General features: G+C 72.8%; 13 protein-coding genes. 7 read left to right on the forward strand and 6 right to left on the reverse strand.

Annotated features, from left to right (window positions below):
• Positions 1–16: 16 nt before the first annotated feature.
• Positions 17–448 (reverse strand): PRC-barrel domain-containing protein, encoded by a 432-nt coding sequence (locus tag D9V37_RS04110; RefSeq protein WP_121804791.1) that lies wholly within the window; start codon positions 446–448, stop codon positions 17–19.
• Entirely contained in the window at positions 445–1,161 is a 717-nt protein-coding gene (locus D9V37_RS04115; protein WP_198412345.1) for a PRC-barrel domain-containing protein, read from the reverse strand. Before D9V37_RS04115 ends, D9V37_RS04110 begins: the two co-directional genes overlap by 4 nt.
• Positions 1,162–1,347: 186 nt before the next feature.
• Between D9V37_RS04115 and D9V37_RS04120 the strand changes: the two genes are divergently transcribed.
• Positions 1,348–1,995 (forward strand): histone deacetylase, encoded by a 648-nt coding sequence (locus tag D9V37_RS04120; protein ID WP_121804792.1) that lies wholly within the window; start codon positions 1,348–1,350, stop codon positions 1,993–1,995.
• Here D9V37_RS04120 and D9V37_RS04125 read toward each other — a convergent pair.
• Positions 1,988–3,985: a S53 family peptidase gene (locus D9V37_RS04125; protein ID WP_147455861.1), complete on the reverse strand. Its 1,998-nt coding sequence runs from the start codon at positions 3,983–3,985 to the stop codon at positions 1,988–1,990. The two genes, D9V37_RS04120 and D9V37_RS04125, sit on opposite strands and share 8 nt — an antisense overlap.
• Positions 3,986–4,069: 84 nt before the next feature.
• Here D9V37_RS04125 and serA point away from each other — a divergent pair, with 84 nt between their 5' ends.
• A complete protein-coding gene (gene serA, locus D9V37_RS04130; RefSeq protein ID WP_198412346.1) occupies positions 4,070–5,686 on the forward strand; it encodes a phosphoglycerate dehydrogenase in 1,617 nt (538 codons plus the stop codon).
• Between the two features lie 33 nt (positions 5,687–5,719).
• On the opposite strand, the gene D9V37_RS04135 is transcribed toward serA, so the two are convergent.
• A complete protein-coding gene (locus D9V37_RS04135; RefSeq protein WP_121804795.1) occupies positions 5,720–7,387 on the reverse strand; it encodes an alkaline phosphatase D family protein in 1,668 nt (555 codons plus the stop codon).
• Between the two features lie 64 nt (positions 7,388–7,451).
• A complete protein-coding gene (gene yczR / locus D9V37_RS04140) occupies positions 7,452–8,885 on the reverse strand; it encodes a MocR-like transcription factor YczR (protein ID WP_121804796.1) in 1,434 nt (477 codons plus the stop codon).
• Between the two features lie 61 nt (positions 8,886–8,946).
• Between yczR and yczE the strand changes: the two genes are divergently transcribed.
• The 3 genes from yczE (at position 8,947) to D9V37_RS04155 (ending at position 12,425) form a co-directional block, all read left to right on the forward strand.
• Complete coding sequence (yczE, locus tag D9V37_RS04145; RefSeq protein ID WP_121804797.1) at positions 8,947–9,627, forward strand: membrane protein YczE; 681 nt, start codon at positions 8,947–8,949, stop codon at positions 9,625–9,627.
• Positions 9,628–9,760: 133 nt separating this feature from the next.
• Positions 9,761–10,546 (forward strand): N-acetylmuramoyl-L-alanine amidase family protein, encoded by a 786-nt coding sequence (locus tag D9V37_RS04150; RefSeq protein ID WP_121804798.1) that lies wholly within the window; start codon positions 9,761–9,763, stop codon positions 10,544–10,546.
• Positions 10,547–10,664: 118 nt separating this feature from the next.
• Positions 10,665–12,425, forward strand: a complete 1,761-nt coding sequence (locus D9V37_RS04155) for an APC family permease (protein WP_232524724.1) — start codon at positions 10,665–10,667, stop codon at positions 12,423–12,425.
• A gap of 76 nt (positions 12,426–12,501) precedes the next feature.
• On the opposite strand, the gene D9V37_RS04160 is transcribed toward D9V37_RS04155, so the two are convergent.
• Positions 12,502–13,068 (reverse strand): O-methyltransferase, encoded by a 567-nt coding sequence (locus tag D9V37_RS04160; RefSeq protein ID WP_121804799.1) that lies wholly within the window; start codon positions 13,066–13,068, stop codon positions 12,502–12,504.
• Between the two features lie 352 nt (positions 13,069–13,420).
• Here D9V37_RS04160 and D9V37_RS20855 point away from each other — a divergent pair, with 352 nt between their 5' ends.
• Positions 13,421–13,546, forward strand: coding sequence for a hypothetical protein (locus tag D9V37_RS20855; protein ID WP_269778360.1), 126 nt, complete (start codon positions 13,421–13,423; stop codon positions 13,544–13,546).
• Between the two features lie 21 nt (positions 13,547–13,567).
• A complete protein-coding gene (locus tag D9V37_RS04165) occupies positions 13,568–14,614 on the forward strand; it encodes a 3-isopropylmalate dehydrogenase (RefSeq protein ID WP_121804800.1) in 1,047 nt (348 codons plus the stop codon).
• Positions 14,615–14,652 lie beyond the last annotated feature (38 nt).

The following is a 14,652-nucleotide window of genomic DNA, read 5'->3' on the forward strand; positions in this document are numbered from 1 at the left end:
CTTGCGTCAGTCGGTCTCAGTCGGTCTCGACGACGACGGCCCAGGAGCCGACGCCGACCAGGCGGGAGGCGTGCACCTCGTTGCCGTCGACCACCAGCGCCTGCAGGGTTCCGGTGTCGGGGTCGAACTCGATGTCGCGGACCTTGCCCAGCTCGTCGCCCTCGGTGGAGAGCACGCGCTTCTTGAGCACTTCGTGGTCCTTGCCGACGAAGCCGGAGAGCTGGTCGTCGGCGTCGGTGATCTTGTCGGTCTCGGCGATGGTGACGGCGTCGCCGCCGACGCCGGCCAGGTCGCCCCAGCGGGCGTACTTGCCCTGCGGGGTCTTCTTGAACTGCAGCGCCACGAGCCGGCGCGAGGCCGGGTCGAGCAGGAAGCCGTTGACCTTGCCGACGGTGTCGGCGGTGGTGGTGCTGACCAGCTTCGAGCCCTTGACGTCGGTCCACCTCATGTCGGCAGCTCTCCCTCGGTGGGCCGGTCGGCAGGCTGGTCGGTGGGGGGAACTGCGGTCGTCGGTGCGGTCGTCGGGGCAGGCGTCGGGGCTGGCGGCGCGATGGTGGCCGGCGTGGTGCGCTCCGAGGCCAGCTGCGCGCGGAACTCCGCCACCGAGGCGCCGAAGCCGGCGAGGTCGTCGGTGACGAAGCCCTCGGCGCCCGCCGGGACCATCAGGTGCTCCCCGGACACGGCGAGCTGGTCGGGCAGCGGCACCAGCAGCTTGGTGCCCTTGGCGGCGTTGGAGCGGCGTGCGGCCAGCGACTCCGACGCGGCGATCTCGTAGCCCACCACGTCGCACGGCTCGTCGGAGGCGTCGTCGGGTCCCGAGGGCCGGCCGACCTCGATGACGACGTCGACCACCTCGCCCAGGTCGACACCGGAGTCGGTGAGCACCCGCGAGCCGAGCACCTTGCCGCCGCCCGAACGACCCTGGCCGTCGGCCGAGGCCGCAGCGGCCACCACCTCGTCGACGCCGGAGAGGGCCTGGTCGTCGCGGATCATCACCGCGTCGGCCCCCAGCGCGTGCACCCGCTGCCAGAGCAGGCCCTGCTTGAGCGGGCCGGCGAGCAGGCCGCGTCCGGCGAGCGTGAAGCCCGCCACCGCACCGCCGTCGGCGGCGTACACGACGTCCTTGACCTGGGCGATGTCGTCGCCGGCGAAGGTGACCACCGGAAGCTTCGCAACTTCCGAGGTCCGCATCAGGCGTGTCACGCCCGGCTACTTCCGAGGTCCGGCGATGACGTCGCCTCGGCGACGCCGCGCCTGCACCAGGAGCAGGCCGCCGACCAGCAGCGCGAGCACCACGACGATGACGATCAGCCAACCCCACCAGTCCACGACTGCACACTATCCCGCGTGAGCACCCCCGACACCGATCTGGTCTGGTACGCCGGATACGGCTCCAACCTCGACCCCGCACGCTTCGGCTTCTACCTCGGCGGGGGACGTCCGCCCGGCGCGCGGCGCGCGGTCCCGGGAGCCCGGGACAGCACCCCGCCACGCCGGACCCGGCCGGTGGAGCTGCACGGCGAGATGGTCTTCGGATGGGAGTCGCCGACGTGGGGCGGCGGCATCTCCTTCTTCGACGCCACCGGCACCAGCACCAGCGCCAGCACCAGCACCGTGCTCGCGACGGCCTACCTGCTCACCTCCGAGCAGTTCTCCGACGTCGCCGCCCAGGAGATGCACCGCGAGCCCGGGACGCTGCTTCAGCTGGACCAGGTGCTCGCGACGCGCTCCCACGCCTACGGGCCCGGGCGCTACGAGACCGTGCACCTGGTCGGCGAGATCGACGGCTCGCCGGTGCTCACCTTCACCTGCGACGATCCCGAGCACCTGCCCCGCAACGCACCCGCGGGCGCCTACCTGGCGACGCTCACCCGCGGCCTGCGGGCCGTGCACGGGCTTGCCGACGACGACGTCGCGTCGTACCTGCTGGGCTGGGAGGGCATGGAGACCTGGGCGCCGGACGAGGTGGCCCGGCTGGTCGCGGCGACTACCTGACCCGGCGGGTGGTCGAGACGCTGGTGCCCTTTCCGGCGACGTCGCGCGGGGTGACGACGACCCGCAGCCGGTGCCCGACCCGCGCCAGCACCGAGCGGACGCCGGTCTGGCCGGAGGTGCGCAGCAGCACCCGGTGGCTGGTCAGGTCGGTGACGACCACCCGCGTGGTGGCCAGGCCCAGCGTGGAGCGGGCCACCGTCGACCACGACGCGAAGACGCGGGCGCGATGACCCCGGTGGCGGCCCACCGTCACGGTGACGTGCGCCGTCGGGCCCGGCGTGGACGTCGTGGTGGTGCTGGTGGTCGTGGCGGCCACGGGGCAGGAGGTCGCCGCCGTGGCCACCGGGGCGTCCGTGGTGGTCTGGCCGAGCCGGGCAATGAGGGCGGGCCACTGCACGGCGCCGAGGCCGCTGGCGACGTCGTAGCCGTCGCCGGCGCAGGTGGGCAGCGAGCTGTCGGCGGCGGCGCCGATCTGGCCGCTGGTGACGTCGCGGAACACGCTGGAGCGACTGGTCTGGTAGGAGCCGTAGAGCGCCTGGTGGATGTCGCCGGGGCGTGTGCTGCTCGAGATCGACGACTCGGCCAGGGCGTCGGTGAACAGGGAGGCCGCGACCGGCGCGGAGAGGCTGGTGCCGCCGTAGGTGCCCCAGGCGCCCTGGTTCAGCACGCGGAAGCCGGTGCTCGGGTCGCCGATCGCCGAGATGTCGGGGACCAGCCGGTTGGACCCGGCGGCGTAGCTCCCCGACAGGGTGTTGGTCTGCCAGGTGGGCCGGGCGAACAGGACCGACTGACCGCCGCCCGCCCCGCCGTTGCTCAGGCAGGTCTGCGCGCTGGCGCACGACCACGTGCTGTCCAGCCAGTTGCTGCCCGTGCGGGTCAGCGTCGTGCCACCGACGGCGACCACGTTGGGCGAGGACGCGGGCAGCGTCACGGAGGTGCCGCCGGTGGTGGGGCAGTAGAGCCCGCTGTCGCCCGAGGCCGCGAAGATCGTCACTCCGGCGGCGCTGAGCGAGGCCAGCGCGTTGTCGATGTTCGTGGCGAACGCGCTGTTGACGGTGCCCCTCGATCCGGTCTCGCACATCCCCCAGGAGATCGAGAGCGCCACGATCGAGGTGTCGCTGGCGGCGTCGGTGCGGATCCGGTTGAGCAGCGGCACCCAGTTGTCGGAGCTGTTGGTGGCGACGTAGACCCGCTGCTTCGCCGTGGGCGCGGTGGACAGGATCGACTCCTGGTCCAGGGCCACCTCGACGGAGCCGGAGGTGTCGGTGTTGGTGGTGCCGACGTCCACGCGGGTCAGGTTCGGCTGCGCCAGCCCGTTCGCCGTGGCGTAGTTGGTGATGTCGGAGGTGTTGTAGCTGGAGAACTGCAGGGTGGCGATGGTGCGCGAGGAGGCCGACTGGCCCGTCAGCGACTGACCGGAGCTGGTGCCGCCGGAGTAGGCGCTGCGGAAGTCGGAGCCGCTGAGCACCGTGTTGAGCGGCATCACCTCGCCGGCGGCGGCGCTGCTCGGCAGCACCGCGTCGACGCCGTCGCCCAGGAACGCCGGAGTGGTGGCGTAGGAGGCTGTGGGAGAGGTGGGTCGAGCGCCGAAGGCGTCGCGGACGGCGGCGGCTGATGCGGTGGCGGTGAGGCTCCACGGCGTCTGCTGGGTGATCGTGAAGCCCCGCGCGCGCAGCGAGCGAGCGGCGTGCCGACGCACCGCGGGGCTCGGCAGCAGTCGCGCGACGCGGGCGGCGCGCTCGCGCCGGTCGATCCCGCGGCGCTGGGCCAGCGCGCGCAGCCGGTGCGGGTGGGGTGCGGCGAAGGTGACCATCACGCTCGTGACGGCACCGGTCCCCGTCGAGGTCCCCGAGCTCGTCGTCGAGCTGGTCGCAGAACCGGTGGCGGCCTGGGCGCTCGAGGGGCCGGCGATCACGACGCCGGTCGCGGACAGGCCGAGGAGGCCCACCCAGCAGGCGAGTAGCCCGAGGAAACGCCTCGTGCGGTTCATACGACCCCCGTGTCAACCGACTAACGGTGCAAATCGTCCCATTTGCGACAGGCTGTTGTCCGGCGAACACGGGATACTCGGCCCGTGACCTCGACCTCATCGTCCGGGCGTCCGGTGGTCCTGCTGACCGAGCCGCTGGCGCCCAGCACCGTCGAGGCGCTGGGCGAGGAGGTGGAGGTACGCCACTGCGACGGCACCGACCGTGCGGCCCTCCTCGGCGCGCTGCCGGCGGCGGCGGCGGTGATCGTCCGGGGCTCGACCCGCATCGACGCCGAGGCGCTGGCCGCCGCTCCGCTGCTGCGGGTGGTGGCGCGGGCCGGCATTAGCCTGGCGGGCGTCGACGTCCGGGCCGCCACCCAGCAGGGCGTCATGGTGGTAAACGCCCCGGCCGCGAACGTGGTGAGCGCGGCCGAGCTCGCGATCGGGCTGCTCCTGGCGGCAGCCCGCCACATCAGCCCCGCCCACGCGCGGCTGCGCGCCGGGCAGTGGGAGCGCGCGCCGTTCACCGGCATCGAGCTGTACGGCAAGACCGTGGGCGTGCTCGGGCTGGGCCGGGTCGGGGTGCTGGTGGCCCAGCGGCTGGCCGCCTTCGGGATGCGGGTCGTGGCCCACGACCCGTTCGTGCAGGCCGGCCGCGCCGCGCAGCTCGGCGTGCGGCTGCTGCCGCTGGAGGAGCTGATGGCCACCGCCGACGTCGTCAGCGTCCACCTGCCCCGCACCCCCGAGACCGAGGCCATGATCGGCGCCGCCGAGCTGGCGCTGGCCCGCCCGCACCTGGTGCTCGTCAACGTCGCCCGCGGCGGCATCGTCGACGAGACCGCGCTGTACGAGGCGCTGCGCTCGGGTCGCGTCGCGGCCGCCGGTCTCGACGTCTATGAGACCGAGCCGTGCACCGACAGCCCGCTACTGGGTCTGGACAACGTCGTGGCCACGCCGCACCTGGGCGCCACCACGCACGAGGCCCAGGAGAAGGCCGGCCTGGCGGCGGCCCGGTCGGTGCGCCAGGCGCTGGCCGGGGACCTGGTGCCCGACGCCGTCAACGTGCAGGGCGGCCCCATTGCTGAGGAGGTGCGTCCGGGCATCGGACTGACCGAGCGGCTGGGCCGGGTGTTCACGGCGCTGGCCGGGGGAGCGGTGCAGCAGCTCGACGTCGAGGTCCGCGGCGAGATCACTGAGCACGACGTCACGGTGCTCGAGCTCGCGGCGCTCAAGGGCGCCTTCGCCGACGTCGTCGGCGAGCCGGTCTCCTACGTCAACGCCCCGCTGCTGGCCGCCGAGCGCGGCACGGCCGTGCGGCTGCTGACCGAGTCCGAGAGCCCGGACCACCGCAACCTGGTGACGCTGCGCGGCACGCTGCCCGACGGCCGCCGGGTGTCCGTGGCCGGCACGCTGGTCGGCCTGGCCCAGCGCGAGCGGCTGGTCGAGGTCAACGGCTTCGACGTCGACCTGGAGCCCACCGACCACCTCGCCTTCCTCGAGTACGAGGACCGCCCGGGCAAGGTCGGCGCCATCGGCGTCCTGCTCGGCGAGGCCGGGGTGAACATCGCCGGCATGCAGGTCGCCCGCGACCAGCGCGGCGGCCGGGCCCTGGTGGCGATGAGCGTCGACTCCGCCGTCCCCGCCGACGTCTTGGACCGCATCGCCGAGGCCATTGGGGCCGGGGACGTCAGCGGGGTCGACCTGACCTCAGGAGCTCCGTGATTCCCCGCCTGTGCGGGGAATCGCGAGCCGGGCTCAGGCGGTCTCGGCCGCGATCGTGTCCCGGATCTTCTGGGCGTCGGTGCGGGGGGCGAGGGTGGCGGCCTGGAGCAGCGGGTTGCTCGCCGTCTGCCGCATGCCGCGGACGCCGTCGTCGACGACGAAGCTGGCGCGGGTGAACGCCGGCTGGTCCTTCACGCTCACCTTGGGCACGCAGCGGAAGTCCGCGGTGAAGTGCTCGGGGGTGATGGTGGTGTTGACGTAGCCGCGCAGGTTCGTCCAGAAGTTCAGGTTCGGGTTCCACGCCGCCCAGGGGTGCTGGCCGGTGGGCTCGTCGTAGCCGTCGCCGCCCGAGGTGATCGAGGAGGCGATGAACTCGGCGCCGACGATGCTCTGGTCGACGTCGCGGTCGGCGGTGGCGTCGAAGCAGGCGTAGACGTCGGAGGCCCAGTGGGCGTGCACGTCGCCGGTGAGCACCACCGGGTTGCGGACGCCGGCCTTGACCCACGAGTCGGTCACCCGCTGCCGGGAGGGGCGGTAGCCGTCCCAGGCGTCCATCGAGACGGTGTTGTCCGGGGTCGCGGTGCTGTCGCGCTTGCCGTAGAACACCTGCTGGCCGATGACGTCCCACCGGGCGCGGCTGCGGCGGAAGCCGTCGGCCAGCCAGGCCTCCTCCTCGGCACCGGGCAGCGAGCGCTGCGGAAGGTCGGCGTCGGGGCAGTCGTCGTAGCCGTCGCCGCAGGCCTGGTCGTCGCGGAACTGGCGGGTGTCGAGCATGTGGAAGGTGGCCAGCCGACCCCACTGCAGGCGGCGGTACACCTGGATGTCCGGTCCGCGGGGCACCGAGCGCGGCCGCAGCGGCATGTTCTCGTAGTACGCGCGGAAGGCGGCGGCGCGCCGGGCCGGGAAGCCGGGGGCGTCCTCGGGGTGCTCGGGCGTCTCGTCGGCCCAGTTGTTGTCGACCTCGTGGTCGTCGAAGACCACCAGCCACGGCGCCGCGTGGTGGGCGGCCTGCAGGTCGAGGTCGGCGTGGTACTGGGAGTAGCGCTGCCGGTAGTTGGGCAGCGTCACGGTCTCCGGGCCGTCGTGGTCACGGACGTTGCCCGAGGCGGCCACGTAGTCGCCGGCCTTGTACTCGTACTGGTAGTCGCCCAGGTGCAGCACCAGGTCGGGGTGGTCCTCGGCCAGCCGCCGGTAGGCGGTGAACCAGCCGTGCTCGTACTGCGAGCACGAGACGAAGGCCATCGCCAGCGAGCCGGTGCGCCCGAAGGGGGCGGGCGCGGTCAGCGTGCGGCCGGTCGGGGAGACGTGGCGACCGGTGCGGAACCGGTAGTAGTACTCCCGCCCCGGGCGCAGGCCCCGCGCCTCCACGTGCACCGCGTGGGCGTACGCCGGGCTCGCCAGGGCCAGGCCCCGGCGCACCACCCGGCGGAAGCGGACGTCCTCGGCCACCTCCCACTCCAGCGGGTAGGTGCGGCCCGGCATGCCGCCCTGGCCGTCCTCGGCGTCGGGGTCGACCGCGAGGCGGGTCCACAGCACGACGCTGGTGGGGTCGGGGTCGCCGCTGGCGACGCCGAGGGCGAAGGGGTCGGTGCGCGGCGTGACGGCCGCGGCGGTGGCCCGCAGCTGCGGGACGGTGAGGCTGGCGGTGGCGCCGGCGGCGACGAGGCCGGAGCGCAGGACGGTTCTCCGAGACGGTTGCATGGCCCGACCCAACGCCGACCCGACGCGCGCCGGGCGAACCGGACGTGAACGGCGGCTGAAACCCTCAGGCGACCATCGGTGTGCGCGGTCCGCGCCCGATCGAGCCGGGGCTGGACTGCGTCTCCTGCCAGGCCGCGGCGATCCGTTCGACGGCGTCGACCAGCACGTCGGCCGGCAGCGCGAACGGCAGCCGCACGAACCGGTCCAGGCCGCCCTCGGGGGCGAAGGCCGGGCCGGCGGCGAGCAGCACGCCGTGGCGGGCCGCGACCGGCACCAGTGCGGATGAGAGCGCCGCCGGCAGCTCGCACCACAGCGACAGCCCGCCGCCGGGAAGGCCGACGCGCCACTGCGGCAGGTGGCGCACGATCGCGGCGCGCGCCGCGTCGCGGGAGGCCCGCAACTGCCGGCGACGGTGCTCGAGCAGGTCCGCGCCGTGGGTCAGCAGGTCGGCAGCCACCAGCTGCTCCAGCGGCGAGCTGCCGAGGTCGAGCGCGAGGCGCGCGCGGAAGAGCGTGTCGACCAGGTGCTCGGGGGCGCGCACCCAGCCGATCCGGATCCCGCCCCAGAACGCCTTGCTCACGCTGCCCACGCTCACCGAGCCGGGGGAGTACGTCGCGAACGGCGCCGGCAGCGGCTCGTCGTCGAGGCCGAGCGCGACCATCGACTCGTCGACGACGGCCGTGGTCCGCGTCCGGCGCAGCGCACGTGCCACCCGCTCGCGGTCGGCGTCGCCCATCAGCCGCGCGGTGGGGTTGTGGAAGTCGGGGATGAGGTAGGCCGCCCGGGGTGCGACCTGGCGGATGGCCGTCACCAGGTCGGCGGCGTCCTCGTCGCGGTGCACGCCGACGCCGGCCAGCCGGGCGCCGGCGTGCCCGAGGGCGGCGATGGCGTTGGGGTAGGTGGGACTCTCCAGCACCACCCGGTCGCCGGGGGAGACCAGGGCCTGCACGGCCACGGCCACGCCGGCCAGCGCGCCCGGCACCACCAGCACCTGATCGGGCGAGGTGGGCAGGCCGCGGGCGTCGTACGTCGCGGCCACGGCCTCGCGCAGCACCGGCAGCCCCGAGGGGTGGTAGCCGGTGCCGGCCAGGTACGGCGGCAGCGCGGCCGTGGCGCGCTCGTAGGCCGCGAGCAGGCCGGGGCCGGGGAGCGGGGCGGCGCAGGTCAGGTCGATCGTGTCCGCTCGGGTGTCGCTGGGGGTGAGCAGGTGATCGGTGCGATGCCCCGCGGAGTCGGGCAGGGCGGCCACGCTGCCCGAGCCCTGCCGCGAGACCAGGTAGCCGTGGTCGCGCAGCTCGGCGTACGCGCGGGCCACCGTCGTCCGGCTGACGTCGAGCGCCGCAGTGAGCTCCCGCTCGCTGGGCAGCCGGGCCCCCAGCGGCAGGCGGCCGTCGGTGATGAGCACGCGTAGCGCCTCGGCCAGTCCCTTGTAGGCGGGCGAGCGGTCGAAGTCGTCGAGCAGCCGGGCGACGCTGCGAGCGGCGATGACGCGAGACATGCAGGCCAGTCAACCGCAACTGGCTATGTCGGACCAGGCCAGTTGCGGCTTCGATGAAGCCATGGCGTTCGCCCCCTCCCACCAGCCGGCCCGCCAGCTGGCCCGCCTGGGGCCCCTGGCCCAGCTTCGCGCCGGCCGCCTCGGGCGCCGGCTGCCCCAGCTGCTGGTCGGCCTCGTCCTCTACGGCGTCGGCATGGCGCTGATGGTGCGATCGGGCCTGGGCAACATGCCCTGGGACGTGCTGCACCAGGGCCTGGCCGGCCACCTGCCGCTGAACTTCGGCGAGGTGGTCATCGCCGTCAGCGCGGTGGTGCTGCTGCTGTGGGTCCCGCTGCGCGAGATCCCCGGGCTCGGCACGGTGCTCAACGCGCTGGTGATCGGCGTCGTGGTCAACCTCGGGCTGGCGCTGTTCTCCGAGCCGCACGGCCTGGGCCTGCGGGTCGCCATGATGCTGCTCGGCCTCGCGCTCAACGCGCTGGCCACCGCGATGTACATCGGCTCGCAGTTCGGTCCGGGCGCCCGCGACGGCCTGATGACCGGCCTGCACCGTCGCACCGGGCTCTCGATCCGGCTGGTGCGCACCTCGCTGGAGGTGGTCGTGGTCGTCCTCGGCTGGCTGCTCGGCGGCACCTTCGGCGTCGGGACCGTGCTCTACGCCGTGGTCATCGGCCCGCTGGTCCAGCTGCTGCTGCCGTCGTTCACCGTCGCCCTCACACCGGTAGAAAACGGGCGGCGGGTGTAGGAAACCAGGCAGTTGGTGGCGGTCTTGTCCCGGTTCGTGCCCCGGTTTCACCCGCCGGCCGGTGAAACCGGGGAACCCTCGAAACCCCCCGAAACCCACCCACCACCCCCCGATCCCGCCTACCCTCGACCCCGTGCTCCTCACTCGTCTCGGGCTGTCCCTCGGCGCCGCGGCGCTGGCCGCGCTGCACGTCGGGGCCCCGGCCACGACCCTGGTCAGCGCGCCCGCCGCCTCTTCGACTGCCTCCTCGTCGGGGCCGCTGGCCGGCCGCACCGTCGTCATCGACCCGGGCCACCAGCTCGGCAACGCCCGCTTCCCGCGGCAGATCAACGCACCCGTCGACGCGGGGGGCTTCGACAAGCCGTGCAACACCACCGGCACCGCCACCAACGCCGGCTATCCCGAGGCCACCTTCGCCTGGAAGGTCGCCGTCGGCGTCCGCGACCGGCTCCGTGCGCTCGGCGCGACCGTGATCATGACCCGGCACAGCAACAGCCGCGCGAAGTGGGGTCCTTGCGTCGACGTGCGCGGCAAGATCGGCGACCGGGGCTACCGCGGTCGCACCAGCGACGCCGACCTCAAGCTCAGCATCCACGGCGACGGTTCCGCGGCCGGCAACCACGGCTTCCACGTCATCGTCGCGACCGCCAAGAAGGCCGAGTCGATGCCGTACGCGCTCGACACCCGCGCCGCGCTGCAGCGGGCCGGCTTCGTCCGCTCGACCTACATCGGCGCCGGTACGGCCCTGTCGGTGCGCGGCGACCTGGGCACGCTCAACTGGTCCGACATGCCCACGGTGATGGTCGAGCTGGGCAACATGCGCAACGCCGGCGACGCCCGGGTGATGAGGTCGGCGGCGGGCCAGCGGCGCTACGCCACGGCGCTGGCCTCTGCGGCCCAGACGTACCTGTCCCGCTAGCGCGGCGATGTCCAACGTGTGACCGCCTGATTTCGTTCCCTGTGCATGCGCGGTTCATCTTCCGCAGGGTGGTCTCGCGGGTCTAGCGTGCTCTCGGCTCCGGCGTCGGGTCGGGCCGGTGAGCACGTGGGAGGGCTTCATGGCGACACAGACGCCGGCGGCGCCGGAGAACAAGCAGGGCAAGAGCGGTGCCTCGCTCGCGCGCGAGATCGGCCTGATCGGACTGCTGTGGGCCTCGATGGGCTCGATCATCGGCTCCGGCTGGCTGTTCGGTGCCCAGAAGGGCCTCTACAACGCCGGTCCGGCGGTGATGATCTCCTGGGTCATCGGCGGCGTCTGCATCTTGATCCTGGCGCTCGTGCACGCCGAGCTGGGTGCGATGTTCCCGCTCTCGGGCGGCTCGGCCCGCTTCCCGCACTACGCCTTCGGCGGCATCGCGGGTGCCGGGTTCGGCTGGTTCTCCTGGCTGCAGGCGGTCACCGTCGCGCCGATCGAGGTCTCCGCGGCCATCCTCTACGCGACGCACTACAAGTTCGCGCAAGGCTGGCTCAACCCGAACGAGACGCTGACCCACAGCGGCCTGATCGTCGCCGTCATCTTGATGGCGCTGCTGGCCGCGGTGAACTACCTGGGCGTCAAGGCGCTGGCCAACACCAACAGCGCGGTCACCTGGTGGAAGGTCGGCGTCCCGCTGGGCACGATCCTGGTCGTCGCGGTCGCGGGCCTGCTGGGCGCGGGCAACGCCGGCCTGCACTGGAGCAACTTCCACGCCGCCGACGGCTTCAACCCCTACGGCCTCAAGGGCATCCTGCTGGCCATCCCGGTGAGCGGCATCATCTTCGCCTACCTCGGCTTCGAGCAGGCCGACCAGCTGGCCGGTGAGTCCAAGAACCCCAAGCGCGACATCCCGCTGGCCGTCATCGGCTCGATCATCCTGGGCCTGATCATCTACATCCTGCTGCAGCTGATGTTCCTCATCGCGCTGCCCTCCAGCGCCATCGGCAAGCACTGGTGCGACGGCAACCCCGACAACGTCTCGGGCTGTCTGCCGGCCGAGATCGCCGGCAAGGCCAACCCCGCGATCCAGCACCTCTTCAGTGCCTTCTCCGGCCCCTGGGCCGAGATCGCGGCGCTGATCAGCCTGGGCTGGCTGGCCACGATCCTCTACATCGACGCCATCGTCTCGCCGCTGGGCACGGGCCTGATCTACTACGCCGCCGGCTCGCGCGTCTCCTACGGCCTGGCCCGCAACGACTACTTCCACTCGGTCTTCGGCAAGCTCACCGCCTCGAAGGTGCCGTGGGTGGGCGTCCTGGTGTCCTTCGTGGCCGGCTGCGTGTGCTTCCTGCCCTTCCCGAGCTGGCAGTCGCTGGTCGGCCTCATCACCAGCGCCTCGGTGCTGATGTACGCCGGCGCACCGCTCTCCTTCGGCGCCTTCCGCAAGCGGCTGCCCGACTACGAGCGTCCCTACCGGCTGCCGCTGGGTGAGTTCTGGTCGCCGCTGGCCTTCATCGTCTCCTCGCTGATCATCCTCTGGTCGGGCTGGGAGACGGCCTGGAAGCTGGGGATCCTGATCGTCATCGGCATCTTGTTGATCTTCAACCGCGAGATGGACCCCGCGCACCTCAACACCCGCGCCGCGGGCTGGCTGCCGGTCTACCTCATCGGCATCGGCGTGATCACGTACTTCTCCACCTTCGGCGGTTCGCCCGCCCAGCACGTGATGGGGCTGTGGACCTCGATCATCGTGACCGCCGCCTTCAGCCTGGTCATCTACTACTGGGCCATCGCGGTGGCGCTACCGACGGAGACCATCCAACGCATGATCGACGAGGTCGTGGTGCCCGAGGAGGACGACCTGGCCGGGCCCGCCCACTGAGCGAAGCGGGATAGTCAGAGACGACATGGCTGCCGATCGGACCGATCGGCAGCCATGTCGTCTCTGACTATCCCGCCTACCGCTTGGTGGCGATGAGCACCGAGGCGTCGGAGGCCACCATGACCTCCGCGGAGGTGAAGCGGTCGTCGAGGAGCCACTCCTCGCGCAGGCCGTCGACGCGGCCCTGGGTGACCGGGGGCCAGGACTCGCACGGGTCGACGTCGTCGAGCACCACGATGCCGCCGGGCTCGACCAGGTCGGCGACGGCGTGCACGTTGGCCTGGTCGGGGGCGTCGGCGTCGAGGAAGAGCAGCGAGAACGGCGCGTGCTCCTTCAACGTCGACCAGTCGGCCGCCACGACCTCGACCTGATGGTCGTCGGCGAAGATCTCGGCCGCGGCGCCGGCCAGATCGGGGTCGAGCTCGGCGGTGAGGATGCGGGCGTCGTCGGGGACACCGGAGCGCAGCCAGGCGGTGCCCACCCCGCAGCCGGTGCCGAACTCGGCCAGCGTGCCGCTGCGGGTGGCGGCCAGCGCGGCCAGCAGCCGGCCGGTCTCGTTGCGGCAGAAGGAGACGTAGCCAGCGCGGCGGGAAAGGTCGAAGGCGCGCGCGACGACGTCGGGAAGGTCGGGTCGGGCGCTCATCAGAGCAGTCTGCGCCGCACAGCCTCCGGTGAGACGAGTGTCTCAGCCGGCGAGACACGCACCGCGAATCCGGTGCGCACCCGGCCGCGGCGGCGTACCGTCCTTTCCATCATGCGGAGCGTGTTCGTACTTATCGTGCGCCGCGGCGAGGCCTTCTAAGACAGGCCACCTCGCCGCGGAGTTCGTGCGTTCCCCGGCCCGTCGCCTCTCCGCCGCGGGCAGCACGCGCTCCACGATCTGGCACCGGCTCCTTCCGGCGGACCCTTCCCGGCCGTCGAGGTCGAGCGCGTGGGCGATCCCCACCGCCGCCTCTGACGACGGCCACCACCGCCACCAGCAAGGAGCAGGTCCGATGTATGAGATGTACCCCGACTGGGGACCGGCCAAGAACGACCCCGACAGCCCGCGCAGCGCCAACGCCGTCCAGGCCGCGCTCGACCTGCGCGACCACGGGGGCCAGCGCCCCGACGACAACTAGCAGCGGAGTAGGTTCGCGCGCATGCCGCACACGCTCGCCGTCATCCCAGGTGACGGGATCGGCCCCGAGGTCACCACCGAAGCGCTCAAGGTCCTCACGCAGGCGACCCCTGCCGCGGACGCCTTCGAGCCGACCACGTACGACCTCGGGGCGGAGCGGTACCTGCGCACCGGCGAGGTGCTGCCGGACTCGCTGCTCGAGGAGATCCGCGGCCACGACGCGATCCTGCTCGGCGCGGTCGGCGGGCGTCCCGGCGACCCGAACCTGCCGCCGGGCATCCTCGAGCGCGGCCTGCTCCTCAAGCTGCGCTTCGAGCTCGACCACTACGTGAACCTGCGCCCCTCGCGCACGTGGCCCGGCGTGGCCACGCCACTGGCCGGCGACCCCGAGTTCGACTTCGTCGTCGTCCGCGAGGGCACCGAGGGCCCCTACACCGGCAACGGCGGCACCCTGCGCGGCGGCACGCCGCAGGAGGTGGCCACCGAGGTCTCGCTCAACACCGCCTTCGGCGTGGAGCGGGTCGTGCGCGACGCCTTCGCCCGCGCGCAGAAGCGGCGCAAGAAGCTGACCCTGGTCCACAAGACCAACGTGCTGGTGCACGCCGGCGCCGTGTGGTGGCGGCTGACACAGCAGGTGGCCCAGGAGTTCCCCGACGTCGAGGTCGACTACATGCACGTCGACGCCACGATGATCCACCTGGTCACGCGGCCGCAGCAGTTCGACGTGATCGTCACCGACAACCTCTTCGGTGACATCGTCACCGACCTGGCCGCCGCCGTCACCGGCGGCATCGGCCTGGCCGCCAGCGGCAACGTCAACCCCGACCGCACCACACCGTCGATGTTCGAGCCGGTGCACGGCTCCGCGCCCGACATCGCCGGACAGGGCAAGGCCGACCCGACCGCCGCGATCCTCTCGGCCGCGCTGCTGCTCGAGCACCTCGGGCTCGACGCCGCCGCCCGCAGCGTCGAGGAGGCGGTGCTGGCCGACATGGCCGACCGCTCGCCCGAGGTCGCCCGCAGCACCAGCGAGATCGGCGACGCGATCGCCAAGCGAGTAGCCGGCTGAGGCCCTCCGCCGAGGCGGGCCTCAGGCCCCACTGTCGC

The sequence above is a fragment of the Nocardioides mangrovicus genome (assembly GCF_003674065.1).
Lineage (GTDB): Bacteria > Actinomycetota > Actinomycetes > Propionibacteriales > Nocardioidaceae > Marmoricola > Marmoricola mangrovicus.

Coding starts and splice junctions, on each gene's coding strand:
- D9V37_RS04110 (WP_121804791.1), bottom strand. CDS start 448: ATGAGGTGGACCGACGTCAAGGGCTCGAAGCTGGTCAGCACCACCACC.
- D9V37_RS04125 (WP_147455861.1), bottom strand. CDS start 3,985: ATGAACCGCACGAGGCGTTTCCTCGGGCTACTCGCCTGCTGGGTGGGC.
- D9V37_RS04135 (WP_121804795.1), bottom strand. CDS start 7,387: ATGCAACCGTCTCGGAGAACCGTCCTGCGCTCCGGCCTCGTCGCCGCC.
- yczR (WP_121804796.1), bottom strand. CDS start 8,885: ATGTCTCGCGTCATCGCCGCTCGCAGCGTCGCCCGGCTGCTCGACGAC.
- yczE (WP_121804797.1), top strand. CDS start 8,947: ATGGCGTTCGCCCCCTCCCACCAGCCGGCCCGCCAGCTGGCCCGCCTG.
- D9V37_RS04160 (WP_121804799.1), bottom strand. CDS start 13,068: ATGAGCGCCCGACCCGACCTTCCCGACGTCGTCGCGCGCGCCTTCGAC.
- D9V37_RS20855 (WP_269778360.1), top strand. CDS start 13,421: ATGTATGAGATGTACCCCGACTGGGGACCGGCCAAGAACGACCCCGAC.
- D9V37_RS04165 (WP_121804800.1), top strand. CDS start 13,568: ATGCCGCACACGCTCGCCGTCATCCCAGGTGACGGGATCGGCCCCGAG.